Source organism: Clostridium sp. Marseille-P2415 (genome assembly GCF_900155545.1).
Taxonomy (GTDB): Bacteria; Bacillota; Clostridia; order Lachnospirales; family Lachnospiraceae; genus Lacrimispora.
The window spans coordinates 2669060-2694834 of sequence record NZ_LT732526.1 but is presented as its reverse complement, the minus strand read 5'-3'; the positions used below and the strand labels follow the sequence as shown (position 1 = coordinate 2694834).

Sequence of the window (25775 nt, the reverse complement as noted above, 5' to 3'; positions counted from 1 at the left end):
TAGCATGGGCGGGAAAGAGGAAATTATGGCAGAGTCAATGTTGGGATTAAAAAGATCCCATAGATGTACAGAAGTTACAACAGCAGGCGCAGGCAGCGAGGTCACCGTTATGGGCTGGGTGCAGAAAAGCAGAAACAAAGGCGGAATCATCTTTGTTGATTTAAGAGACCGTTCCGGAATCCTGCAGATCATTTTTGAGGAAAGCGACTGCGGAGCAGAGAGCTTTGCAAAGGCCGAAAAATTAAGAAGCGAATTTGTGGTCGCAGTGACCGGGGTGGTGGAAGCCAGAGCAGGCGGCGTCAATGAGAACCTGGCCACCGGTGCCATCGAGGTGCGGGCAAGGGGCTTAAGGATCCTTTCCGAATCAGAGACTCCGCCATTCCCGATTGAAGAGAACTTAAAGACCAAGGAAGAACTGAGATTAAAATACCGTTACCTGGATTTAAGAAGGCCGGATATCCAGAAGAACATCATGGTGAGAAGCCGGGTTGCTACGTTAACAAGAGCATTTCTGGCAGAAGAGGGATTTTTGGAGATCGAAACCCCGACCCTCATTAAGAGTACGCCGGAAGGCGCCCGTGATTACCTGGTGCCGAGCCGCGTTCACCCGGGTTCCTTTTATGCCCTTCCCCAGTCTCCCCAGCTTTTTAAGCAGCTTCTTATGTGCTCCGGCTATGACCGCTATTTCCAGCTTGCCAGATGCTACCGCGACGAGGACTTGCGTGCCGACAGACAGCCGGAATTCACTCAGATCGACATGGAGCTGTCCTTTGTAGATGTAGAGGACGTTCTGGAAGTCAATGAAAGACTGTTAAAGAAGTTATTTAAGGAAATCTGCAATTATGATATAGAGCTTCCTCTTTTAAGAATGACCTGGAGAGAGGCCATGGACCGTTTCGGCTCCGATAAGCCGGATATGCGTTTCGGCATGGAACTGAAAAATGTTTCCGATGTGGTAAAGGGTACGGAATTCGCCGTATTCCAAGGCGCGCTTTCAAACGGCGGTTCTGTCCGTGGCATCAATGCTGAGGGGCAGGGAGCCATGCCGCGCAAGAAAATCGATGCGCTTGTGGAATATGCCAAAGGCTTCGGCGCCAAGGGGCTGGCATATCTGGCCATTAACGAGGACGGGACCTATAAGTGTTCCTTTGCAAAATTCATGACCGAAGAGGAGCTTCACGCTTTGGCGGAAGCGATGGGCGGAAAGCCGGGAGATCTTCTTCTGTTTGCGGCAGATCGGGACAAAGTTGTATTTGATGTATTGGGAAACTTAAGATTGGAGCTGGCAAGACAGCTTGACCTTCTGAAAAAGGATGACTTTAAGTTCTTATGGGTGACGGAGTTCCCATTGTTAGAGTATTCCGAGGAACAGGGCCGTTTTACCGCCATGCACCACCCATTTACCATGCCCATGGATGAAGACTGGCCGCTCATTGACAGCGATCCGGGCGCAGTCCGGGCGAAAGCCTATGATATCGTATTAAACGGCACCGAGCTTGGCGGAGGTTCCGTGCGTATCCATCAGAGTGATATCCAGTCTAAGATGTTTGAAGTTCTTGGCTTTACCAGGGAACAGGCGCAGGAACAGTTCGGCTTCCTGCTGGATGCATTCAAATATGGCGTTCCGCCTCATGCAGGACTTGCTTACGGCCTCGACCGTGTGGTTATGCTGATGGTCGGCGCAGACAGCATCCGCGATGTCATCGCATTCCCAAAGGTAAAGGATGCCTCCTGTCTCATGTCAGAGGCTCCTGCTCCGGTGGATTCGAAGCAGCTTGAGGATCTTGGAATTGAAATCAGTGAAGAAAATTAAATATTCATAAATGACGGGTGTCCCTCTGCCGGGAGTGTTGGCTTGCGGCGGAGGGATACCCTTTTTGCAGTTAAAATCTGCTTTATGCATATAGGTAAGGCTTTTAAAGATTTGGAATATGAGCGGCTGCCAAAAAACTAGTGAGAAAGCTGTTGATATTATATGTATCTTATGCTACAATACAGTTAGTAAAGAGGAACAACCGCCCACAAGGGGTTGACCTGTTAAAGAGATAGCAAAGCCACCCAGTAACCGGCAAGTTGAAAGGGTGGTTTTGCTATGTAATGCTACTTACAAAACGTAAAAACGAATGTAAGTAATGCCAAAAGGAAAAGACCAAAGGTCATTAAATCCTTAAAATCAAAATTCTTTTGATTCTTCATAGGCATCACCCCCATTCTTAATAGAATGAGGTCAACGCACCCTGCAACACGATTGTTCCATAGTAAGATTCTACCACATTTCATTACTTCTGACAATTCATTTTGGCATGTTCCCGTATACTGCAAAATTCCCATTGTTTTATAGTTTCCATATCGTGCACAATCTTATGCCTTCCCGTTTGCCTGCTTAATATTTCAAATGAATAGAGCTGGAAAAACGTCTGTATATTGTAATATATGGAAAGAAGAAATAAAAAATCAGATAATTCCAGATTTTAAAAATATTATAATTCGTTTTTACATTTGTCTGCTATAATAAAGAAAAATGCAAGATGCAAAAGGAGGATTCAAGCGATGAAAGGAAGCAAGAAAAGAAGGTTTCTGTCACTTTGGCTGGCCCTGCTCATGGTCCTTTCCCTGACGACAGGCATATCCATTTCCGCTCTGGCGGCAGACCGGGATATTGTGGTTCTCTACACCAACGATGTCCACTGCGGGATCGATGACAACATCGGATATGCAGGACTGTCTCTTTATAAAAAAGAGATGCAGGCCCAGACCCCCTATGTGACACTGGTTGACGCAGGGGATGCCATTCAGGGTGCGCCGATCGGAACTCTTTCGGACGGCGGATATTTGATCGACATCATGAATCAGGCCGGTTATGACTTCGCGGTGCCTGGCAACCATGAGTATGACTATGGAATGCCCCGTTTTATGGAGCTGGCAGGAAAGCTGAGCTGCGGCTACTATTCCAGCAACTTTATGGATCTGCGGACAGGTCAGACCGTGTTTGCCCCGTATAAGATGTTTACATACGGCGATACCAGGGTCGCATTCGTGGGCGCTACCACGCCGGAAAGCTTTACCAAATCCACACCGGCATATTTTCAGGACGGAAACGGCAGCTACATCTATGGCTTCTGTGAAGACGAAAGCGGGCAGAAACTTTACGCTCAGATACAGGCTGCGGCAGACAGCGCGCGGGCGGAAGGAGCCGATTACGTCATTTTGGTCGGTCACCTGGGGGAGAACGGGACAACAGACCGGTGGACCTCCGATAACGTGATTAAGAATACCGCCGGAATTGATGCATGCATTGACGGCCATTCCCATGAGGAATATGGCAAGTACGTGAAGAATAAGGACGGCCGGGATGTGCTTCTTGCCCAGACCGGAACAAAGTTAAAAAACATTGGAAAGCTGACCATCCGTACCGATGGGACCATTGCCAATGAGCTGGTTTCCCAGGTTCCGGCAGGAGCCGGAACAGGCGCTTATACGGTTAAGAATGGGGATTCCTTAAGCAGGATCGCCAAGCGGGAATTGGGCTCCTATAACCGCTGGAAAGAAATCTATGATGCAAACAGGGATAAGATCAGGAACCCGGATGTCCTCGCGGTCGGTACCCAGCTTATGATTCCTGGAAAGAGCGCGGTTACAGCCGACGGAAAGGCCATTGACTATGACACAGACCGGTTTATAAAGACAATCCAGGCACAGTATAATGAGACATTAAAGACTGTGATCGGCCATACGGATGTGGAACTGACCGTCAACGATCCGGTAACGGGTAACCGCGCCGTCCGAAGCGGAGAGACAAACCTGGGTGACTTATGTGCGGACGCATACCGTTATGTGCTGGGAGCGGACATCGGCCTTTCCAACGGCGGCGGTGTAAGAGCCGGCATCAAGGCCGGTAACATTACCTACAATGATACCCTTACCGTATTCCCGTTTGGCAATATGGGCTGCGTAGTGGAAGCTACCGGACAGCAGATCAAGGATGCTCTGGAAATGGCTTCCAGAAATTATCCGAAAGAAAACGGCGGCTTCCTTCAGGTATCCGGTCTTACCTATACCATCAATGCTTCCGCAGCTTCCAACGTGCAGGTTGATGAAAAAGGCAATTTTGTAAAAGTCGGCGGCGCATACCGTGTTTCCGATATCATGGTAGGCGGTGCACCGCTTGATGTTAATAAGACTTATACCGTGGCCTCCCATAATTACATGCTGAAATCTGCCGGAGACGGTATGACCATGTTTAAAGGAAGCAATGTGATCCGTGACGATGTGATGACCGATGTGGACCTGCTTTCAGCCTACATCCGCAGCAATCTAGGCGGCAATGTGGGCGCGGATTACAAAAATCCGGCAGGTCAGGGCAGGATCACTATAAAATAAAGAAATCTGTGAAAAAGCAGCCTGTTCCCGGTAAATGCCGGGGCAGGCTGCTTTTGGTTGTATCTTTTATGAGAAAATGATAAAATGGAATGCAGAAATGTTTTAGGATAAAGGAATAGGAGATTGATTTTATGCTGTTAAAGAACCCGCAGCCCCGTTTTGAGGAAATTTACCGGATTTATGAGGAATCCTTCCCGGATGTGGAGCGCCGTACCAAAGACGGCCAGAGAGAGGTTTTTGATAATCCCCGCTATCGCGTCCGCGTCATGGAGGAGAATGGAGAGATTCTGGCTTTTCTGGGATATTGGGATCTGCCGGGCTGCGTTTTTCTGGAGCATCTTGCTGCAACGGAACGCTGCAGAGGGAAAGGATACGGAAAGCTGTTGGCAGAGGAGGCCGTGGGAGAAACAGGTAAGCCTGTATTTCTGGAAATAGAGCCCATAACAGAAGAAAACCCCATGACCGGACGAAGGGCGGGATTTTACGAAAGGCTGGGATTTTATCTCAATACCTTTTTCTACGAGCAGATGCCCTTAAAACCGTCGGACGGTCCGATTCCGCTGTGGATCATGAGCCATGGGAAGTCTGTGACGGAAGAGGAATTTAAGCCGTATAAGAAAGAGATTTATAATATCGTATACGGCGTGGACGTTTTTGAATAAAAAGGATTTGCCGTAACTGTCATGTACGAAAGATATATAGAGATAACGTGACCAGCCCTGCCTGTTCTTCACGGGACAAGCCGTAAATTGCATATATTGAATCTAGCAGAATAAAATGGGGTGAATGAAGATGCAATTTTTAAAAGGAGTCGGGAGAAATGAATCAATATAAAATTTGCGTATATGCAATCAGCAAAAATGAAGAGCAGTTTGTGGACCGCTGGATGGATGCCGTATCCGAAGCAGATGCAGTTATTGTAGCGGACACCGGGTCAACCGATCATACGGTGGAGAAGCTTCGGAAAAGAGGCGCAGTCGTCTATGAAGAGACCATATCTCCGTGGCGGTTTGATACAGCCCGCAATATAGCATTGAGCCATGTTCCGGAAGATGCGGACATCTGTGTCTCTAATGACTTGGACGAAGTCTTTGAACCGGGCTGGAGGCAGAAGCTGGAATCCGCATGGAAACCGGAACACACCAGGGCAAGGTATTTATTTACATTTTCCTGCAATCCGGATGGAACGCCGAAGAAACAGTTTCCTATGGAAAAGATCCACCGCAGGCACGGGTACCGCTGGGTTCATCCGGTTCATGAAGTCCTGGAATACACGGGTACTGATCCGCAGAATGCGGTATGGGTCAATGGGATGGTGCTTAACCATTATCCGGATTTATCAAAGCCAAGGAGCCAATACCTGCCTCTTTTGGAATTATCCGTACAGGAAAACCCGTTGGATGACAGGGCTATGTTCTGGCTTGGCCGGGAATACGTTTATCACGGAGACTTTGATAAGGCAATTGAAACGCTAAAAAAGCATCTCACTCTTCCAAACGCGAACTGGAACGAGGAACGCAGTGCATCCATGCGCTTTATTGCACACAGTTATGAAGAAAAGGGAAATGCGAAAGAAGCAAAAGCATGGCTTTTCCGGGCTCTTGCAGAGTGCCAGAATGTGCGGGAACCCTATCTTGCCCTGGCGAAATCAGGCTACAAGGAGAATAACTGGCCCCTGGTCTATGCAATGGTAGAGAAAGGACTGTCGGTCACGGAAAGCACTGGAAGCTATCTGGTGGAATCGGAAAGCTGGGGATATTCCCTTTATGATTATGGAGCCATCAGCGCATACCGTTTAGGCATGTACGAGAAAGCAAAAGAATATGCCATGAAGGCTTTGGATATGAATCCCACGAACAAGAGGCTGCAAAACAATCTGATGCTGATCGAGGATAAAATCGGGCAGCAGGCGAGTGAGGAGGTTGTTCCCTCATGAATAAATTAAAAGTATGTGTTTATGCTATCTGTAAGAATGAAGTTCAGTTCGTAGATAAATGGATGGACTCCATGAGCGAGGCAGATTTAATAGTGGTTACGGATACAGGATCCGATGACGGTACGGTTGAAAAGCTGAAGGAGCGGGGAGCCGTCGTCTATGTAGATATCGTAAAGCCATGGAGGTTTGATGTGGCACGGAACATTTCGCTTGATCACGTTCCGGAGGATGTGGATATCTGCGTATGCACTGATCTGGATGAAGAGCTTGAGCCGGGCTGGCGGCAGAAGCTTGAAAAGGCGTGGTTAAATCATAAACCAGTAAATCCCGGACCGATTTCAAAAACAGGAAGATATCTTTATAACTGGAGTCTGAAACCAGACGGAACGCCGGACATTCAATTCTTTTATTTTAAGGTGCATGAACGGAAGAATTTTCGCTGGAAATGTCCGGTTCATGAGTTCGTTCAATATGTAGGCAGCATACCCCTTGAAACCGTATATATTGACGGCATGGTACTCAATCACCATCCGGACCCCAAAAAGTCCCGCGGTTCCTATCTGCCCCTTCTGGAGCTGGCTGTAAAAGAAGCGCCTGACGATGAGAGGATGCGGTACTATCTTGGCAGGGAATATATGTATAAAGGCCAGTGGCAAAAAAGCATTGACACGCTGAAAGCATACCTTGCAATACCTGCTGCCTGCTGGAATGATGAGCGCTGTGCCGCAATGCGATGGATCGCCAAATCCTATTTTAGGCTGGGGCTGGTGAATGAAGCCTACAGCTGGTATTTCAAAGCTATCGCGGAAGTACCGGGTATGCGTGATCCTTATGTAGAGTTTTCCAAAATGTGTTATGAATTGAAAGACTGGTCCATGATGTATTTTTTGACAGTAGAAGCTTTGAAGATCAAGGAGAAATCCAGAACATTTGTCAACATGGGATATTCCTGGGATTATACACCGGATGATCTTTGTGCCATATCCGCTTACCGGCTGAATATGATGGATCAGTCCCTGGAACATGCAAAAAAAGCTCTGGAATACGCGCCAAATAATGAAAGATTAAAAAATAACCTCGATCTAATAGCAGCAGCACAAAAAAAGTAATGGTTTTCCCGGCGGCTGGCCGTTGACAGGCAACACTAAAATTAGCCACGAAGAGAGGGGATATAGCACAGTGGTGCTATTACTCTCTCTTTAAATTTATAAGGAATTTCAGGTTAAATTATGAAATTTATGTTCTTTTTGACAATATATCCAATAATATATTGAATTAAAAACAGCCTTGTGATACGATGGGATTGGTCAGTTATTTCTAAATATTATAAGGAGGTTTTTATAAATGGATATTCGCTATTCAGCAAATCAGAAAGATTTCAAGCGTTACACAACAGAAGAAACCAGAAATGAATTTTTAATTGAGAACTTATACATTGCCAATGAAGTAGTTGCTGTTTACTCCCACGTAGACCGCATGGTCACTCTGGGCTGTATGCCGACGACAGAGACTGTTTCCATTGACAAGGGTATTGATATTTGGAAAAATTTTGGTACAGGCTATTTCCTCGAGAGACGTGAGATTGGGATCTTCAACATCGGCGGTTCTGGAAAGATCGTGGCAGATGGGGAAGAATTCAAGATGGGTTATAAGGATTGCTTATACATTACAAAGGGAACAAAGGAAGTTACTTTCACCAGTGACGACGCATCCAAACCGGCTAAATTCTATATGGTGAGTGCACCGGCCCACAAAGCCTGCAAAACTACCTTCATCCCCATTGAGAAGGCAGCAAAGAAACCATTGGGCGCGATGGAGACGTCCAACAAGCGTGTCATCAACCAGTTCATCCATCCGGACGTGCTGGAGACCTGTCAGTTATCCATGGGCATGACGGTTCTCGACCCGGGCAGCGTATGGAACACCATGCCGGCTCATACTCACGAAAGACGTATGGAAGTCTATATGTATTTCGAGATTCCGGAGAACAATGTAGTATTCCATATGATGGGCGAAGGCAATGAGACAAGACACATTGTTATGCAGAATGAGCAGGCTGTCATCAGTCCTTCCTGGAGCATCCATTCCGGTGCAGGTACCAGTAACTATACCTTCATCTGGGCAATGGGCGGAGAAAACCAGGCATTCGATGATATGGATACCATTCCTACAACCGAATTAAGATAGTTTCATGAATGAAGAAGCAGATGGGATCCTTTTGGACCATCTGCTTCTTCCGATTTTACAGGAAAGTTCTCCGAACAAGTCAGTTTCCTTCTTGCTGGTTCATTGCTGTCTGTCCGTACAATGGAATATTGGCTGCCGGCTCAGGGAATAATCCAATAAATAAAGCGAATCGGAATTGGAATTGTGTGAAATCTCTGTGAAAGTGTAGATATTCGTCCTGCAGTTTGATACAATATGACTTAGGAATACCATGTGATATACAGGATCTGATTTCAGGAGGTTACAATGGAACAGTTAAAAATATTAGTAGTGGACGATGAAGCCAGAATGAGAAAGCTGGTAAAGGATTTTTTAAGTGTAAAGGGATTTTCTGTGGTCGAGGCATCCAATGGGGAGGAAGCAGTCGATCTCTTTTTTGAACAGAAAGACATTGTACTGATCATTCTGGATGTCATGATGCCCAAAATGGATGGCTGGGAGACTCTAAGAACCATCCGGAAATATTCCCAGGTCCCCATTATCATGCTGACGGCAAGGGGAGAGGAGCGGGACGAGCTCCAGGGCTTTGATCTGGGGGTGGATGAATACATTTCCAAGCCCTTCAGTCCTAAAATCCTGGTAGCCCGTGTGGATGCCATATTAAGGCGCAGCAATGCCGTTGCCGCGGATGCCGTGGAAATCGGAGGTATCTGCATTGACAAGGCGGCTCATCAGGTTACCATTGACGGAAAAAACATTGATTTAAGCTACAAGGAATTTGAGCTTCTGGCTTATTTCCTGGAAAACCAGGGAATCGCACTGTCACGGGAAAAAATACTTAACAATGTGTGGAATTACGATTATTTCGGTGATGCCCGTACCATTGATACCCATGTAAAAAAACTGCGGAGCAAAATGGGGGATAAAGGGGATTATATCAAAACCATCTGGGGTATGGGATATAAATTTGAGGTGTGTGAATGAAACATTCCATCAAGGCACGTTTTGCCATGATTTTCGTATGTCTGATGGCTTTTGTCCTGGTTTCCACCTGGTGTGCCAACACCTTGTTTCTGGAGAGCTTTTACACCAGAGATAAGGTGCGCATAATGGAAAACGCTTATGCGGAGATCGACTCGGTGATCGCGCAGGCCAATGCCAGCGGCAAGGGGATCGTAGAATATTACCAGGATTCCTATGACCCGGATTTTAATCATGAAGGCCCTGCCCAGAAAATGTTCCGGGTCATGGGAGAAAAATACAATTTAACAATGGTACTGATCGACAGCACCACGGACGGGGCCCTCACCAACGGGGACCGCCAGTTTTTGAAAAACAGGGTGGAAGCATACATTTTTGGAAAAGATATGCCTGACACAGATATTTTAAAAAAGCATGACAATTACATTGTACAGAAAACATATGATAAGCGTTCCGATTCCTATTATCTGGAGAGCTGGGGATATTTTTCTGACAACAAGACTATCTTTTTGCTATCCATTCCCCTTGCCAGTATCCGGGACAGTGTGGCTTTGTCCAACCGTTTCCTTGCTTATGTAGGAGTGGCGGCCCTGTTTGTGGGCAGTATTTTCATTTATCTGACCACAAAAAGAATTACATCCCCCATCCTTCAGCTTGCCAATCTGTCTGAAAAGATGTCGGCACTGGACTTTGAGGCCAAATACACCGGCCGGGAGGAAGACGAGATCGGAGTGCTGGGGAACAGTATGAACAAACTGTCCGATACCTTAAAGGATGCGATCGGGCAGCTTCGGACAGCCAATGAAGAACTGCAGAGGGATATTGAAGAAAAGGTCAAAGTTGATGAGATGCGGAAAGATTTTATTGCCAACGTTTCACACGAATTAAAGACTCCCATAGCTCTCATCCAGGGATATGCGGAGGGCCTTACGGAGGGCATGGCCGAGGAGCCGGAAAGCCGGGATTACTACTGTGAGGTCATCATGGATGAGGCAAATAAAATGAATAAGATGGTCCGTCAGCTTCTGAATCTGACAGCCATTGAATTCGGCAATGATGCCCTCCGGAGGGAACGCTTTGACTTAACAGAACTGATCCGCGGCATCATGAATTCCGCGGGGATTTTAATCCAGCAGAAGGAAGCAGAGGTGAAGCTTAAGGATTGCGGCCCGATCTTTGTGTATGCCGATGAATTTAAGATAGAAGAAGTCATCACAAACTATTTAAATAATGCTTTGAATCACCTGGCCGGGGAGCGTAAGATCGTCATTACCGCAGAGGAAAACGGAAAAGAAGCCCTTGTAACCGTGTTCAACACCGGGCAGAACATCCCGGAAGAGGATCTGCCTAATCTATGGACGAAGTTTTTCAAGGTGGATAAGGCGCATACCAGGGAATATGGCGGAAGCGGCATTGGCCTTTCCATTGTAAAGGCCATTATGGATTCCCATCGCAAGGCCTGCGGTGTCCGAAATGTAAAGGGCGGAGTGGAGTTCTGGTTCACCCTGGATTGTTATAAAGAAACTTCGTAATGTATTATATTAAGGTAAAAAAGGCCGATATAGAAGATAGAAGTGGCTTTATGCCCCAAAAGCATGGGTAAAGAATAGGAAAGGAGAACGGAGCAGATGGATATTGCAGCAATGAGTATGGAGATGAGTTCCGTAAGACTGCAGCAGAGTGTAGGAATGAGCGTTATAAAAAAAGCTATGAATTCCGAGGAAGCGGAAGCTGCCGGATTGTTGGAGATGGCGGATACGGCGCTGCCGCAGCAGCAGGTGCCTTCGGATGGAGTTGGGCAGATTATGGATGCAAGAGCGTAGCAATAAAAAGAATAGGATCTGTTAATGAAAATAATATTGGCCCGTTAAGGAAATACCGCAGAATTGGTCTTCCCTAACGGGCCTTTTTCTGTTGTTATTGCTTTGCTTTGGTGCAGAGAACAAAATACCGGTCAAGGTGTTCTGAGAGATTTTGTTTCAAAACAGGCGGAAGATTTGTTCCCAGGATCCCACGAAGCTGGATTTGAAGGCCCAGCTGGTTCAAAATTGCAGTAAGCTGTATTACGTTGATGAATGTAACCGAATATTTGCCATTTAACAGCCTTTCCCCGGCGAGTTCGTTTTTGACCCGGAGAGAATAAGGATTTCCGGCATAGAAGACTAAGATCCCCCCTTCCTCCAAATGGGCCGTACATTCCGTCAATAACTCCATAAAAGCCGGATAAGCGGATAAGTCCTTCCCAATGCAGATATACCGGTAGCTTCCTTCCGGAATGTATTTGTGCAGTTCGAAAACCGAAGGAGACAGGGAAATGGTGCTGCTTAAGGAACGCATATCAGCTTCCAGCCCATGATCGGTTATGAGAAAGGAAAACGACATTTTTTTCCCAAGCCGTCTAAGCAGATTCTTAAGCTGCAGGATATCGGCTCCGAACCCGGGATCAATTCCCAGTATGGGAATATCGGCAGGCAGGTCCGGGAACGTCGTTTCTAAGTGGCTCATTAAATAGGGATCATAACAGAAGTTATTTCCCCATGGATCGATACCGTACTTTTGGATAAAAAGGCTTCTGCCGTTCTGGAGGGTCCGGTTTTTTATCTGATCCTCCTTTCCTGAGACGCTGCCGAAATGGTAACACCAGGTATCCTTGCATAAAATCTGTTTATAGCCCGCTCTTCTTGCCCGCAGGCTGAAATCATCATCCCAGAATTCCATTGTATAGAAATACCGGTCTGCAAAGCCTATGGTGTCGACCTTATCCACATCATAAAGTGCGATAACCGGCATAAGCCTGCAGCGTTCCTCCCATAAGTACGGACTGGACTGGTTATGCTTTTCCGCTTTTTCTTCTGCATTTTCCGGAGTAAACTCTTCAACCATTCCCTGGCGGTTGCTGGTATTGGGCGTGCTGGGCGCTGCGGATATGATCATGGGATCAGACCGGATACAGGCCAGCAGGTTATCCAGCCAGTGCTCCGTAAGGATGGTGTCATTGTTGACAAAAGCAGCATACTTTCCCTCGCATACCCGGTACATGAGGGAAAAAATCATTGCTTTCACATTTTCCTTCAAGGTGATGACCTTGCGTACGCCAAGCTGGCTGAAATAGTCTTCGGTCCCGTCAGTGGAGCCGTCATTTAAAAGGATCAGTTCACAGGGATATTTTTCAAGGTCCGTATGCCGGTACAGGCTTTCCAGACATTTTTTTGTATATTCCAACTTGTTATAAACCGGGATGAATATGGATACCAGATACTTCTCTCCCCGGTTTTGATAAGTATTTTTATGGTTTTTGACAAACTCTGATTCATAGTATTTTGCCATTTTTTCTTTATCAGGATAAATCAAAAGCCAGAAATAGGTATCCTCCCTCCAATCTTTAAGGAACGGGATGAGCTGGAATTCGGTTAAATCCTTTGCCTCTTCATACTGGCCGGCGTTGATCCGTTCTTCTATTCGGTCCATTGTCCAGGAAATGTTGTGATGCATTTGAGGGTAGGAAACCGGAAGTGATTTTACCTTCTGATCATCGCACATCGGCTCTAAGCCGGAAAGAATGATAGCAATGATTTTTATATGGCTCATACAGTAATGAATTTCCTGGAAGCGCAATGCTAAAAGCAATTCTGCTGAAATGGAAATCAGGAAGTCCTGTTGCCGGACTGCCTTTTGATAGAAATCCATAGTTTCTTCTGTAGAAATAGCTGTGGTTGATTGGTTTTCGTTATTCATATCATTATCCTCTATTTCTTTATTCGGGATTCAAAACAAAACTATCTATATATAGTGCTTTTAGTGAAACATGTATTATCTGAAATGATACTGACCTGGAATTTGCGGTCAGGCAGTTTTTTTCGTTATTAATTTATTATATGTTTGAACGGGCTGTTCATTGAATTTATGTATTTTCTTCTTAAAGAGGCTTCCGGAATGGCAAAGAGAGAAATCTGCTATTGAGCGCCTGAAAAATGGATGTTACATAAAAATCTATTAAAATAAAGCCGATACAGCAGGTTTAGATTATAAAAAAAATACCGCAAAATATTTCAAAAAAAGTTAAAAAAAGACTTATCTTTTATCCAGATCGGTACGATATTGTAGTTGAAAGGAAGATACAAAAGATTTTATTTAGATGTTTCTAAATGGGTACATTTAAATACACCTGAATTTTTGATTTTGTATGCTTCTTGAAGACACAAGTGTCAAAGTTTTGGAGCCGTTCAAGCGGATGGTACCCCGCAGAGGTTCCGCAAAGATTTTCTTATTTCATTTCCTGATTAAGTTAGGAAATGACACATCATACAGGGAAAAGGATTTCCCTGCTACACATTCAAGGAGGAAATACATATGAGAATTCAACACAACATCGCAGCTTTAAACTCTTACAGAAATTTAAGCAGCAACAACAGTGCAGTATCCAAGAACTTAGAGAAGTTATCTTCTGGTTACAAAATCAACCGTGCAGGTGATGACGCAGCAGGTCTGGCTATTTCCGAGAAGATGAGAGCACAGATCACAGGTCTTGAGACAGCTCAAAAGAACGCAAACGACGGTATCTCTTTAGTACAGACTGCTGAAGGTGCTTTAACAGAAGTTCACTCCATGTTAAACCGTATGGTTGAGCTGGCTGACCAGTCCGCTAACGGTACTTATCAGGATGAAGTTGACCGTGAGAACTTACAGTCTGAGATTAAATCTTTGAGAGATGAAGTTAATAGAATTGCTGATGGTACAAACTTCAATGGTATAACGTTGCTTGACGGAAGTATGGGTAGCGGTAAATCTGCATTAACTGCTACAGGATTTGAAAAAGGTTCAGTTATTGCTACTAACTTTACTGTAAGTGATATTAAGGGTACAAATTTAAATGAGAAGACCGATTTTACTTTCACAGTTGGTGGATTTTCTACCGATGGTTCTTTTGACGCAACTGCAGGAAGTGATGTACTTCAGGTTTCTGCCAAAGATGCTGATGGAAATGTAACTATTACAAATCTGAAATTAGATGACATTGTTAAGGATTCCAGCGGAAAAGCTATGTCTGCTACAAGTGCCACAGCTGTTGGTGATAAATATACAATTAACCTGGGTGCAGTTGGAATTGGTACTATTGAAGTAGTTGGAACAAGCGCTGCAAGTACAGCTGGGGACTTATTTAAAGGCTTTGACGGTGCAGCTCCTACTTCTGCAGCTCCAACAGGTGCTGCAAGTGGCGGTGGAGTTTTAAGACTTCAGATAGGTGATACCGCTGCTGATTTCAATCAGCTGGAAGTTTCTGTTGGCGATATGCATGCTGAGGCGCTTGGCATTGGAACCATTGATATCAGCACACAGGCTGGAGCAAAGGAAGCTATTGATAAGATTAAGAGCGGTATCAATAAAGTGTCTTCTACCCGTGGTGATTTAGGTGCTATCCAGAACCGTCTGGAGCATACCATCAACAACCTGAGTGTTACTACAGAGAACATGACTGCTGCTGAAAGCCGCATCCGTGACGTTGATATGGCTGATGAGATGATGGCTTATACAAAGAACAATATCCTTGTACAGGCTTCTCAGGCTATGCTTGCTCAGGCAAATCAGGTTCCACAGGGTGTTTTACAGTTATTACAGTAATTTTATTCTTACAGCATGATAGAATAACTGAATCAGGCCCCCCAGTTTATGGGGGGTCTTTTGTAAATTTATCCGGAGGATGCAGCATGAAATCAAAAGTAAGGCTTTCCCAGTGCATGATTGTGAAAAACGAAGAAAAAAATATTCGCCGGGCTCTTTCCTGGGGAAAAGATATTGTTAAGGAACAGATTGTAGTGGATACCGGTTCCACAGACCGAACGGTGGAGATCGCTAAAGAGATGGGGGCTAAAGTATTTCATTTTACCTGGATTGATGACTTTTCGGCAGCGAAGAATTATGCCATTGATCAGGCGAAGGGAAACTGGATTGCCTTTTTGGATGCAGATGAATATCTCTCAAAAGAGGATGCCAGGAAGATGTTTCTTCTGCTTGAAAAAATTGAAGAAGGTAAGCTGAAACAAAAAAAGCCTCATATACTGAGAACTGCCCTGGCTGATCTCAATATGGCTGGGAAAGTCAGTGCTGTTACCCAGCAGGACCGGTTTTTTCAAAATGTTCCCAATCTCCGTTACTATAATCGGGTTCATGAGCAGATCAGAGTTCCTTTTGGACAGGAGCTGAATATTGCGGATGTGTCGGAAGACATCACTATTTTCCATACCGGATATACGGAAAAGGTCTATCTTGAAACAAATAAACTGGAACGCAATATCGCTCTTTTAAGAAAGGAAATTGAAAAAAATCCGGAAGATTACGGAAGTATCGAGTATTTGGGAGAATCTTTAGAGATTGCCGGAAGAAAAGAAGAAGCGGAAGCGGCATACCGGAAAGTACTGGCTTGTGGCTTTGACCAGATTTCTTCTAAAGCGAAAATAAGTATATTACGGTCACTCATGGGAATGCAAGTTGATAGAACTGATTCCATTAACGAAAATGGATCCTGTATGCAAGAACTTTATGAAAAAGCTCTTCAAGTTGACGAAAAACATCCGGACTGCGATTTTTTAATGGGAGCCTGGTACTTTAAAAAAGGAGGTTTTGAAGAATGTATAACTTATATAGAATCAGCACTTAATAAATATGATTTAAATCAGAGCAAGCTGCTGTCTTATATGCCTCATAAATTAGAAATTTCTTACACTATGTTAGTCCGATGCTATTTGGAATTACAGAATCCTGCGAAAGCGGTACAAAGTGCGGTTTTATCACTAAGATTGAATCGTTACAATGAAATAATGCTAAATACGTTATTGGATGTTTTGAAAAATGAATCCACTGATGAGACGTATAATTTTTTAAAGAAATTATATAATATGAATGATTTGAAAGATAAACTTTTAGTTATTAAAAGCGCTAAGATTATAAGCTTTCCTTCTTTGGCTGAAAAAGTACTTTCTACTCTTTCTGCTGAAGAGCAACAGTGGCTAAATGAATAGTTGATTTTTTATTGATGTGGTATCCAATAAAATTGATATACAGCTAGGGTTATATTTATTCTTTAAAATTCGTGGAATATCTAGAAAGGATTTGCTGATAAAGTGCTTTTTTAAAGATTCAATCCACATTTAACTAGAAATTTATAGAATTGTAATTAAACTAAAGGCTGATAAAGCAACTTTTATGTTGATATTACTATCCTTGGTTTAATGGTTAGTGTATTATTTTGTGAGTAGATTCCTGTATTTTCTAATAGGTAATTGGTAAAAAAATAATTTGTTCAACGAAAGTAATAATATATAAAAATATTATAAAATTATAAATGATTAAAAGAATATTGAGAGAATATTATAATTAATTAAAAAATAAGTAAACTTATATTTAGTTTACATTGTAAGCTATTTGGTTTTATTTCTCTCAAATGGCTTTTATTTTTTCATTTTGATATTTAGAATATTTAATATCAACATAAAATACATAAGATAAATTTTGGAGGAAGATTACATGAAGAAAAAATCTTTGCTTAAAATAGCAGCGGTAATTTACTTAATGGTTAGTGTATTGTTTTTTGGGCAGATTTCTGCTTTTGCTGATGAAATTAAGCCTATACATGAGTATAATTTTGATAGTGATATTAGAACAATTGTTGTAGATACAGGAAGTCAAGTAAAGGACGCTACATCTATTGGTAAAAATCATGAAACCTTTTTTACTGGTTATGACGGCAAAGGAAAAGCAAGATATTTTAATGGAACCGATGATCATTTAGTACTTGGTAATCTTCTTCCCGTAGGAGCAAAATCAATTAGATTTAAAATGAAAAAAGATGCTTCCACTGTTTCGGATAAATTAGAAGCGATCTTGTCTAATAACTCTAATAACGTAGTCAGTGGATATTTTATTGGAATCGGTTCGGAAATGTTAAACCATAGGGGTGGCAAATTTCCTGATTTAACGGCGAGAATGGGTACTCTTTATATTGCGTCATACTACAGTGACAGTGCTCTAAATTATGAAATTCAAACACCTGAAAGTGTATGCGATGGGAAATGGCATGATATTTTATTGACCTGGGATGGTACGACAAATACTAATTCAGTTAAATTATATTTAGATGATATGACTACTCCAGTTGCACAAGCAACAGCTGCATATACGACCGATAGAAATATATATGGTACGTCTCTTTTAGCTGGACAAGTTCCAGGTCAATTTGTTGAGGGTGGCTATGATACAGGAGAAAAGTTTTGGTATAATGGATATTTGGATGATATTCAAATTTACGATTCAGCAATAATACCAGAAGCATCAAATTCCGATACACCATCAAATTTAAAAGCAGTTGGTGGAGATTCCAAAGTAGATCTATCATGGAACACGGTAACTGATGCAACAAGTTATAACCTCAAACGATCTACGACTGCAGGCGGCCCATATACAACAATAGCAACTGGTGTAACAGGTACTTCTTATACAGATAAGGACGTTAAAAACGGAACTACCTACTATTATGTTGTTAGTTCTATTGTTTCAGGCATAGAATCTACAAATTCCAACGAAGTTTCAGCTAAACCAATTGCTGCACAAACGCCTCCCGCAACCGATGCTAAATTAAAAGTAGTTTTAGAAGTATATGAAGCCCTCCAATTAAGTGTAGATAATGATTTAGACGTAAATACAGAAATGGCCTGGACATCTTCAGATGAGACTGTTGCTACAGTAAATGGAAAGGGTGTCGTGACAGCTTTAGCACCTGGTAATACAGTCATAACAGTGAAAAGTGCAGACGGCTCATATACGGATTACATTAATGTATTAGTTGTAGAGGATGCAGGCGATTACAGATTGGCAATTGACTTAAAAGTTGGTCAGTCAAGCAGATTAACGATTGATGATTTTACCAATACCGCGAATGCTACATGGACATCCATGGATTCATCAGTGGCTGAAGTTTCCGGTAAAGGGAAAGTCACGGCAATGAGTAAAGGATTAGCTTTAATCACTGCGAAGGATGAAGAAGGAAATATTATTGGCCGGGTATACGTGAGAGTAAGAGATTAGTTTAATTGTACTCATCTGAAAAAAATAGTATATGCAATGTTTAATATCAAAAATACATAAGATAAATTTTGGAGGAAGAATACATGAAGAAAAAATCATTACTTAAAATAACATCGTTTATTTGTCTGTTAGTTAGTGTATTGTTTTTTGGCCGGATTTCTACGTTTGCTGATGTAATTAAACCTATACATGAGTATAAATTTGACGGTGAAAGTAATACCACTGTTATTGATTCGGGAAGCAAAAAAATAGACGGTTTATCTTCAGGTACAAATCATGAAACATTTTTTACTGGTTATAATGGAACGGGGAAAGCAAGATACTTTAATGGAACTGATGATGCTTTATCTTTCGAATATTATCAGTATAAACCAAAAGGAGCAGTCTCAATTAGATTTAAAATGAAAAAAGATGCCTCCACTTTTTCAAATGAAAAATTAGAAACAATCATGAATACTGGTGGTAATAACTTTAGGGGCGGATATTTTATTGGGATTGGTTCAGAAATGATAAATGATAGGGGGAGTAATCATCCCGTATTAACATCAAAAAACGGTACTCTTTATATTGCATATTTTCCTTACGAAGATAAACTGTCTTTTGAAATTCAATCACCTGAAAATGTGTGTGATGGACAATGGCATGATATTTTATTTACATGGGATGGTACAACAAATACTAATTCCGTCAAGTTGTATTTAGACGATATGACAACTCCAGTTGCACAGACAACACCTTTATATGAAGAAGTCAATCAAATAACCAATCTTGGCATTGGTACCCGCGCTAAGGTAGATGGAGCAAAAATTCAAAGCTATTGGTATAATGGATATTTAGATGATATTCAAATTTACAATACGGCAATTTCACCAAACACAGATACATCAAACTTGAAAGCGGTTGGAGGAGATTCCAAAGTAGACTTAACCTGGAACGCAGTAACCGATGCAACAAGCTATACCATAAAACGATCTACAATTGCAGGTGGCCCATATACAACAATAGCAACGGGTGTAACAGGTACTAGCTATACAGACACAGACGTTACAAACGGAACTACATACTACTACGTTGTAACCGCAATTATCAATGGCAGCGAAGGCTGGAGTTCTAATGAAGCCTCAGCAACTCCAACTGCTTCAGTCGATCCAAGTCAGCCAACCGGCAATAAGGCCCTTCTTGTAATCACCATGGTAACCGGCGAGCGGAAAGAATATGAAATGGCCATGGATAAAATCAACGACTTCATTTCATGGTATAATAGCAAGGCAGCTTCAAGCCCAACCTATGTGATTGAAAAGGATTACAACAAAGCTTCGTTCACAAGCCGCAAGGATTATATTGCATATGATCAAATTTCAAACTTTGAAGTAAATGAATACAATGAGTAAAGAAATGGCCCTGGGAAACTGGGGCTTTTTCTTTTTTTGGGAGAGAGTGAAATAAGGTGGTTATGCGTGCATTGCACTATTGAAACCCGAGAGATGCAGAAGAATGGTACGCCTGCCAAATAGCTTCTCAATTATGTATATTACGTTCTGACGAGTACCTTATCGCTTCCGCGGGCTGAACTGTGAAAATTGCCAAAAGATAGAATTGAAAAATTTCATTTCACCTGAATTAAAAGCAATTTCACTAAATTGTATTTCCTGTAAATGCTTAATATTATGAATAAAATTTGAGATCAGAAAATAATTAAATTTTTCTTAAAACCAATAAATGCAGAAAGCAATCTGGCGGTAAAACCATCGGATGCTTCCTGCATTTTTTTGTTAAATCTATTCAATTGAGAGGGAAATTCCATAGAATATTATGCCAATACACGAAAATTGTACTGTTAGTAATCGAATTCTCTCTAAAGGGTTTCAAAACAAGAAATTATCAGAAAATCGTGCGATAAAATGTAACCTTAATTCTTTCTATTTTCTTTACAAACCGGATTACTAATTGTATAATGGAAAAAGACACCAATCGACATAAAACCCTTATTTTTTTGCTATAAAGTTTCGATAATAGTAATATAATGATTAAAAAAAGATGAATTGTAACCGAAATGTTACTGGAGTCAAACTGAAATTTATCTGAAAGAAAGCTGAAAACCAGGAGGAACCATATGGGACCGTGTATAACGGAAGAGGAAGCCATTGGGAAAGAGCGTTATTTCATTAACGCAATGGCGGCCTAGTGTGGTAACGGAAATACCCATACATTGAGTCATTCCGTCAGGGCAGCATTTTATTCAGTAAAGATAGCCGGAAAATAGGGAGGAGCCGGGAGGATACCAGAAGCCTGTATATGATAGCGCTGCTTAATCACATGAGCAGTAATCACATGAGCAGTAACCGCTGCTACCGAAGCAGGCTGAGCCAGGATCAGATACGGCAGACAGATGGATCCGAATGCCATGTCAGCGTTTCTGAGATCTTGGGATGAATAGAATGATTTGCTAAAGAAAACGGGAGGCAGAAAAATGGATAAAGATGATTTGTGGGTAATTTTTAAGGTGGCAGGAAACATGTATGCGGTTAACAGCGGCAGCATTGAAGGAATTGACAGGGTGCCGGAACAGGTAACAGCTGTCCCGGAGGCAGAATCCTATATTCAGGGAATCGTAAAGCTGAGAGGGAAGATCATTACACTCATAGATCTATGGGAGATTTTTGGCGTGAAGCCGGATAAGCCTGCTGACATTCCTGAGGATAGCTGCAAAACAATGATGATTATGATGAAGTTTGAGGATGAACAGGGCCTGGCGCTGATTGTGGATGAAATTGTCGGAGTGGAGCAGATTGGGGAGATTTACCACAATACGTCTCTCGATAAAATAGGGCATTCCGAGCTGGTAGGAAGAGTTGCTTCCACTTTGGATGGAAATGATTTACTGCTTCTGATCGATGAGAAACAGGTAAATCATATGTTAGAGGAATCCAAGGCGAAAAACGGCATAGAATCTGCTGCTGATGTGATAGAACTTTCTTGACAATATTTGTAATAAAATGTAAAATAAGGTAAGAAAAATTACAAAAAAATTAATTTTTTGGAAAAGGCTGTCGAAATTTAACTATATTTTAATATTTAAACAGCAAAAATACGTTTCGCAGGCGTTTTGCCGGAGGAAATGAAAGCGAGGAATTATCCGATGAATACAATATTTGGAAATAACATTTCCATGGCAGAGAAATCTCTGGATTATCTGTGGTCAAAGCAGCAGGTGACGTTGAATAATATCGCAAACGTGGACACTCCAGGGTATAAAGCCCGGTATGTTACGTTTGAAGATGAATTCCGCAGGCGTCTGATGGCTGGAAGACAGGGCACCTCCAAGGACATCAGTAATATCATAGGAGGTTCCAGACATTTGATCCGCGACACGACGGATGAATCTGCCAGAATGGATGGGAACAATGTGAACGCGGATGTGGAGAATGTGGAACTGGCGAGGACGACTCTACAGTACCAATATGAACTGAATGCTTTAAACAGTGATATAAGCAGACTACGTACGATTATTAAAGGTTAAAACAGGAGGTACATAAATGGAGCAGATGTTTATAACACCTATCAGTCCCATGAGTTCCATAGCGGATATAGGAAGTGAAAAGAAAGTAACGGCCGGACAGACCGGAAGTTCCATGTTTCAGGATATTTTTAAAGAGGCCATTCAGAACGTAAAGAGCACGGATGAGGATTTGTCGGTACAGGAATATCTTTTGTCCACAGGACAAATCGATGATGCACATACAGTACCGGCGGCGGCAGCGAAGGCCCAGTTATCGGCAGAGCTTCTGACAGTCCTTCGGAACAAGGCGCTGGAAGCTTATAATGAGATGATAAGAATGAGTATTTAAGATAGATAACGGGGCGGACAGGCGCGATGGAAAAAATTAAGGAATTTTTAGGCAAACTGAGTGGTAAAACAAAGAAGATCATAATAGCTGTCGCCGTGGGTGTGGCTGTTATAGCCGGCGCAGTGATCATAGCGCTGTCAATGCGGGAGAAACCATATGAGGTTATGTTTACCGGTGTTGGCAGCGAGGAAGCAAAACAGATCATAGGAAAATTACAGGAAGACGGAATCGATTATCAGTATCAGGACGGCGATATTCTGGTACCGACAGAAAAGATGGATACCACCAAGGCCATGCTGGTTTCGGAAGGGTATCCCAAAAGCGGCTTTACATACGATGTATTTAAAAATAACGTGAACCTTATGACTACGGATTCAGATCGGCAGACCTTTAAGCTTTATGATCTGGAAACCAGAATCGGGTCTACGATCCAAATCTTTGATGGTGTTCAGGAAGCATATGTTACGATAGCCCTGGGAGAAACTTCCAAGTATGCGCTGTCAGATGATGCGGCGCAGGAAGCGAGTGCCCAGGCTGTTGTCGTCATGAAGGACGGAGGATCCCCTACCGAAGAGCAGGCGAAGTCAATCCAGCTTCTTATTTCAAGAAGTATACCTGGAATGGTCATTGACAATGTTTCCGTGTTTGACGGCAACGGGCGGGAGGTTTCCACCAGCTCCGAAGATGAAGATATCAGCTCCGGAAAGGCAGGAGAAGAGATTTCTAAAGTTATTGAAGATCAGATCTCCGCAAAGGTCATGAATGTTCTGGGACCTGTGTATGGAAACGGCAATGTACGCGTATCCGTAAAGTGCACGGTCAATATGGAAAAACTGATCCGGGAAAGCATTGTTTACAATACGCCGGAGAAGATTGATGAAAATGATAAGACCGGTCTTACTTCGGACGAATCCATATTCAAGGAGTATTCCGGGGATGGACAGACAGCTTCCGGCGTGGCAGGATCTGAAGCTAATGCGGATATCCCCCAGTATAACGCCGGAGGGACAGGTACAGAGAATGCATACGGTTCCAGCAGTCTCAACAGAAAATATCTTTTAAACCAGATAAAAGAGCAGGGACAGATAAATCCGGGAAGCCTGGAAAACCTGACGGTTTCCGTAGTGGTGAACGGAAACGATTTTGGAAGCATGACCATTGATGATATCCGGAACTTAGCCGGTAATGCAGCAGGAATCGCACAGGCGGACCGTGCGGAGAAGATAACTGCTGTTGCGGCTCCGTTCTATACCATTGATGTACCGAATCAGCCGGAGACTCCTGCGGAGGCTGGAGCCAATGGTATCCTGATCAATCAGTGGATTCTGATTGCAGCCCTGGCTGGAGTGCTGCTTCTCCTGTTGATCATTATCCTCGCTGTAAGGCATAGGAGAAAGAAGAGAGCTCTTATGGAAGCGGAAGAGGCAGAGGAGAGCCAGGAGGATGTTCCGGTTGTACCGGAGATTCCGGAAAGCGAGGAAGAAGAGCCGGAGATTCTGGCTCCGGAAGAGGACAGAGGCGCAGAACTGCGTCAGAATGTCCGCGATTTCGCAGAGCAGAATCCTGAGATATCAGCTCAGTTGCTGAAAACATGGTTGAACGGAGGCGGTAACAATGACAATTAATCTGACACCTGAGCAAAAAGCGGCAACAGTTATTGTTTCACTCGGTGTGGATAAAGCTTCCAAGATATATAAGTACCTGAGTGAGGAAGACATTGAAAAATTAACCGTCGAGGTGGCAAAGCTGGGACATGTGGAAGCCGAGACGACGGAAGCTGTCCTGGATGAATTCTATAAGACCTGTCTGACCCAGAAGGTGGTTACTGACGGCGGACTGGAATACGCCAGAACAGTTTTGGAAAAGGCATTTGGTGAAAGCACTGCGAACAGCCTGCTTCAAAAAGTCACCCAGTCCTTAAAGTCCAGATCCTTTGGCTTCATCCGAAAGAGCGATTCAAAGAATCTGTTTTCCGTTCTTCAGCATGAAAGAGCGCAGACCATTGCGCTGGTCCTTTCTTATACCAATGAAGAAATGACTGCACAGCTCATTTCAGAGCTGTCGCCGGAAAAACGTCTGCAGGTAGTGGAATCCATTGCCAGGATGGAAAGCGCTTCTCCGGAAGCAATAAAGATTGTAGAGAATGAGATTAAAAAGAAGTTCTCCGGTATCCTCACGACCGATTATACGACTGTGGGCGGTATCGATTACATAGCAAACGTAATGAATCATATGGACCGCGGCAACGAAAAGCTTATTTTCGACGAACTGGGCAGAAAAGACGCAGAACTGGCAGATACCATCCGCAAGAAGATGTTCGTATTCGAGGATATCATTACCATGGACGACCGTTCGATCCAGCGTTTTATCCGCGAGTGCGATATGAAGGATATGGTTTATGCGCTTAAGAATGCGAATAAGCAGATCACAGATGTTATTTTCGCCAATATGTCAACCCGTATGAAGGAAAGCATCCAATCCGATATGGAAGTTACGGTTAATGTTCGCTTAAGAGATGTGGAAGAGGCTCAGCAGAGAATTGTTGGTATCATCAGACGTCTGGAGGAAGAAGGCGAGCTGATCATCAGCAAGGGCGGAAAGGATGATATCATTGCCTAATATTATTAAAGGTGCACAACTCGCAGAACGGGTCCTGGATTACGGTTTTACCAGGACATTTGAAGATATCATATTAAAAGAAGAAATAGAAGAGCAGAAGGAAGAACCGTTCCGGGAAGAAGTGGAAGACAAATATCTTCAGGCTGCTGAGGTATACGAAAATGCCTTAAGACAGGCTCAGGAGATGACGGACCAGGCCAGGGAGGAAGCGGAGAAGATCCGTGCAGAGGCCAGGGAAGAAGGCCATCAGGAAGGATACGATGCCGGATTCGAGGAAGGTTACCGGAAAGCCTATGAGGATCATAAGGCGGAGCTGGACCTTCGGATGGATGAATTCCGGGATGCCATGAGAAGTACCATTGAAGGCGTTACGGTAGAAAAAGATAAGATTCTGGAAAAGTACATGGATGACTTAAAAAAGATTACCCTGACGATTGCGGAAAAAGTGATTCAGACCAGCTTAAAGTCCAGCGGAGAGATTATTAAACGCATGATTGTCACTGCTGCAGGAAAACTCAAGAAAACGCAATGGGTGAAGATTTATGTATCGCAAAAGGATGCAGGAATGATGATACAGGGAGATGTGGGACTGTTAAATGAATTGTCCCACATCTCCGGAAATATCAAGATTATTGCTATGGATCATGCGGAAGATGGAAGCTGTATCATCGAGCTTCCCGAAGAGATTATTGATGTCGGCGTGAATACCCAGCTGGAAAATATTAAGGGAATACTCAATAACGCAAGACTGTAGCAGGAGGAACCCC

General features: G+C 43.2%; 21 protein-coding genes. 20 read left to right on the top strand and 1 reads right to left on the bottom strand.

What is annotated here, in order from left to right; genetic code table 11:
- The first annotated feature begins 25 nt into the window (after positions 1-25).
- From aspS to BQ9856_RS17180, 10 genes are all read left to right on the top strand, one after another.
- Positions 26-1813 (top strand): aspartate--tRNA ligase, encoded by a 1788-nt coding sequence (aspS, locus tag BQ9856_RS17225; RefSeq protein WP_077613423.1) that lies wholly within the window; start codon positions 26-28, stop codon positions 1811-1813.
- 737 nt (positions 1814-2550) lie between these two features.
- Positions 2551-4380, top strand: coding sequence for a bifunctional metallophosphatase/5'-nucleotidase (locus tag BQ9856_RS17215; RefSeq protein WP_077612132.1), 1830 nt, complete (start codon positions 2551-2553; stop codon positions 4378-4380).
- Between the two features lie 131 nt (positions 4381-4511).
- Positions 4512-5042 (top strand): GNAT family N-acetyltransferase, encoded by a 531-nt coding sequence (locus BQ9856_RS17210; RefSeq protein ID WP_077612131.1) that lies wholly within the window; start codon positions 4512-4514, stop codon positions 5040-5042.
- A 158-nt stretch (positions 5043-5200) separates the two neighbouring features.
- Positions 5201-6316, top strand: coding sequence for a tetratricopeptide repeat-containing glycosyltransferase (locus BQ9856_RS17205; RefSeq protein WP_077612130.1), 1116 nt, complete (start codon positions 5201-5203; stop codon positions 6314-6316).
- Positions 6313-7425: a tetratricopeptide repeat-containing glycosyltransferase gene (locus BQ9856_RS17200; RefSeq protein WP_077612129.1), complete on the top strand. Its 1113-nt coding sequence runs from the start codon at positions 6313-6315 to the stop codon at positions 7423-7425. The genes BQ9856_RS17205 and BQ9856_RS17200 overlap by 4 nt, the downstream gene beginning before the upstream one ends.
- Positions 7426-7660: 235 nt before the next feature.
- Positions 7661-8503, top strand: a complete 843-nt coding sequence (kduI, locus tag BQ9856_RS17195; RefSeq protein ID WP_077612128.1) for a 5-dehydro-4-deoxy-D-glucuronate isomerase — start codon at positions 7661-7663, stop codon at positions 8501-8503.
- A gap of 4 nt (positions 8504-8507) precedes the next feature.
- Positions 8508-8654, top strand: coding sequence for a hypothetical protein (locus tag BQ9856_RS24605; RefSeq protein ID WP_159442026.1), 147 nt, complete (start codon positions 8508-8510; stop codon positions 8652-8654).
- A gap of 134 nt (positions 8655-8788) precedes the next feature.
- Positions 8789-9466, top strand: a complete 678-nt coding sequence (locus BQ9856_RS17190) for a response regulator transcription factor (RefSeq protein ID WP_077612127.1) — start codon at positions 8789-8791, stop codon at positions 9464-9466.
- Entirely contained in the window at positions 9463-10995 is a 1533-nt protein-coding gene (locus BQ9856_RS17185) for a sensor histidine kinase (protein ID WP_077612126.1), read from the top strand. The genes BQ9856_RS17190 and BQ9856_RS17185 overlap by 4 nt, the downstream gene beginning before the upstream one ends.
- A gap of 96 nt (positions 10996-11091) precedes the next feature.
- A complete protein-coding gene (locus tag BQ9856_RS17180; protein WP_077612125.1) occupies positions 11092-11286 on the top strand; it encodes a YjfB family protein in 195 nt (64 codons plus the stop codon).
- 94 nt (positions 11287-11380) lie between these two features.
- Here the strand turns inward: BQ9856_RS17180 and BQ9856_RS17175 are convergent, their stop codons facing one another.
- Positions 11381-13198 carry a glycosyltransferase family 2 protein gene (locus tag BQ9856_RS17175; RefSeq protein ID WP_077612124.1) on the bottom strand — a complete coding sequence of 606 codons (1818 nt, stop codon included), beginning with the start codon at positions 13196-13198 and terminating at the stop codon, positions 11381-11383.
- Between the two features lie 615 nt (positions 13199-13813).
- Between BQ9856_RS17175 and BQ9856_RS17170 the strand changes: the two genes are divergently transcribed.
- The 10 genes from BQ9856_RS17170 (at position 13814) to BQ9856_RS17125 (ending at position 25762) form a co-directional block, all read left to right on the top strand.
- Positions 13814-15082: a flagellin N-terminal helical domain-containing protein gene (locus tag BQ9856_RS17170; protein WP_077612123.1), complete on the top strand. Its 1269-nt coding sequence runs from the start codon at positions 13814-13816 to the stop codon at positions 15080-15082.
- Between the two features lie 122 nt (positions 15083-15204).
- Entirely contained in the window at positions 15205-16479 is a 1275-nt protein-coding gene (locus BQ9856_RS17165; protein ID WP_159442025.1) for a glycosyltransferase family 2 protein, read from the top strand.
- Between the two features lie 505 nt (positions 16480-16984).
- Entirely contained in the window at positions 16985-18541 is a 1557-nt protein-coding gene (locus BQ9856_RS17160) for an Ig-like domain-containing protein (RefSeq protein ID WP_077612121.1), read from the top strand.
- 83 nt (positions 18542-18624) lie between these two features.
- Positions 18625-19932, top strand: a complete 1308-nt coding sequence (locus BQ9856_RS17155) for a LamG-like jellyroll fold domain-containing protein (protein ID WP_077612120.1) — start codon at positions 18625-18627, stop codon at positions 19930-19932.
- Between the two features lie 1079 nt (positions 19933-21011).
- A complete protein-coding gene (locus BQ9856_RS17150) occupies positions 21012-21521 on the top strand; it encodes a chemotaxis protein CheW (protein ID WP_077612119.1) in 510 nt (169 codons plus the stop codon).
- 159 nt (positions 21522-21680) lie between these two features.
- Complete coding sequence (gene flgB, locus BQ9856_RS17145; protein ID WP_077613422.1) at positions 21681-22061, top strand: flagellar basal body rod protein FlgB; 381 nt, start codon at positions 21681-21683, stop codon at positions 22059-22061.
- Between the two features lie 16 nt (positions 22062-22077).
- Positions 22078-22389, top strand: coding sequence for a flagellar hook-basal body complex protein FliE (locus BQ9856_RS17140; RefSeq protein ID WP_077612118.1), 312 nt, complete (start codon positions 22078-22080; stop codon positions 22387-22389).
- A gap of 26 nt (positions 22390-22415) precedes the next feature.
- Positions 22416-24014, top strand: a complete 1599-nt coding sequence (gene fliF / locus BQ9856_RS17135) for a flagellar basal-body MS-ring/collar protein FliF (protein WP_077612117.1) — start codon at positions 22416-22418, stop codon at positions 24012-24014.
- Entirely contained in the window at positions 24004-25008 is a 1005-nt protein-coding gene (gene fliG / locus BQ9856_RS17130; RefSeq protein ID WP_077612116.1) for a flagellar motor switch protein FliG, read from the top strand. The genes fliF and fliG overlap by 11 nt, the downstream gene beginning before the upstream one ends.
- Positions 25001-25762 (top strand): FliH/SctL family protein, encoded by a 762-nt coding sequence (locus tag BQ9856_RS17125; protein ID WP_442855542.1) that lies wholly within the window; start codon positions 25001-25003, stop codon positions 25760-25762. Before fliG ends, BQ9856_RS17125 begins: the two co-directional genes overlap by 8 nt.
- Positions 25763-25775: the final 13 nt, after the last annotated feature.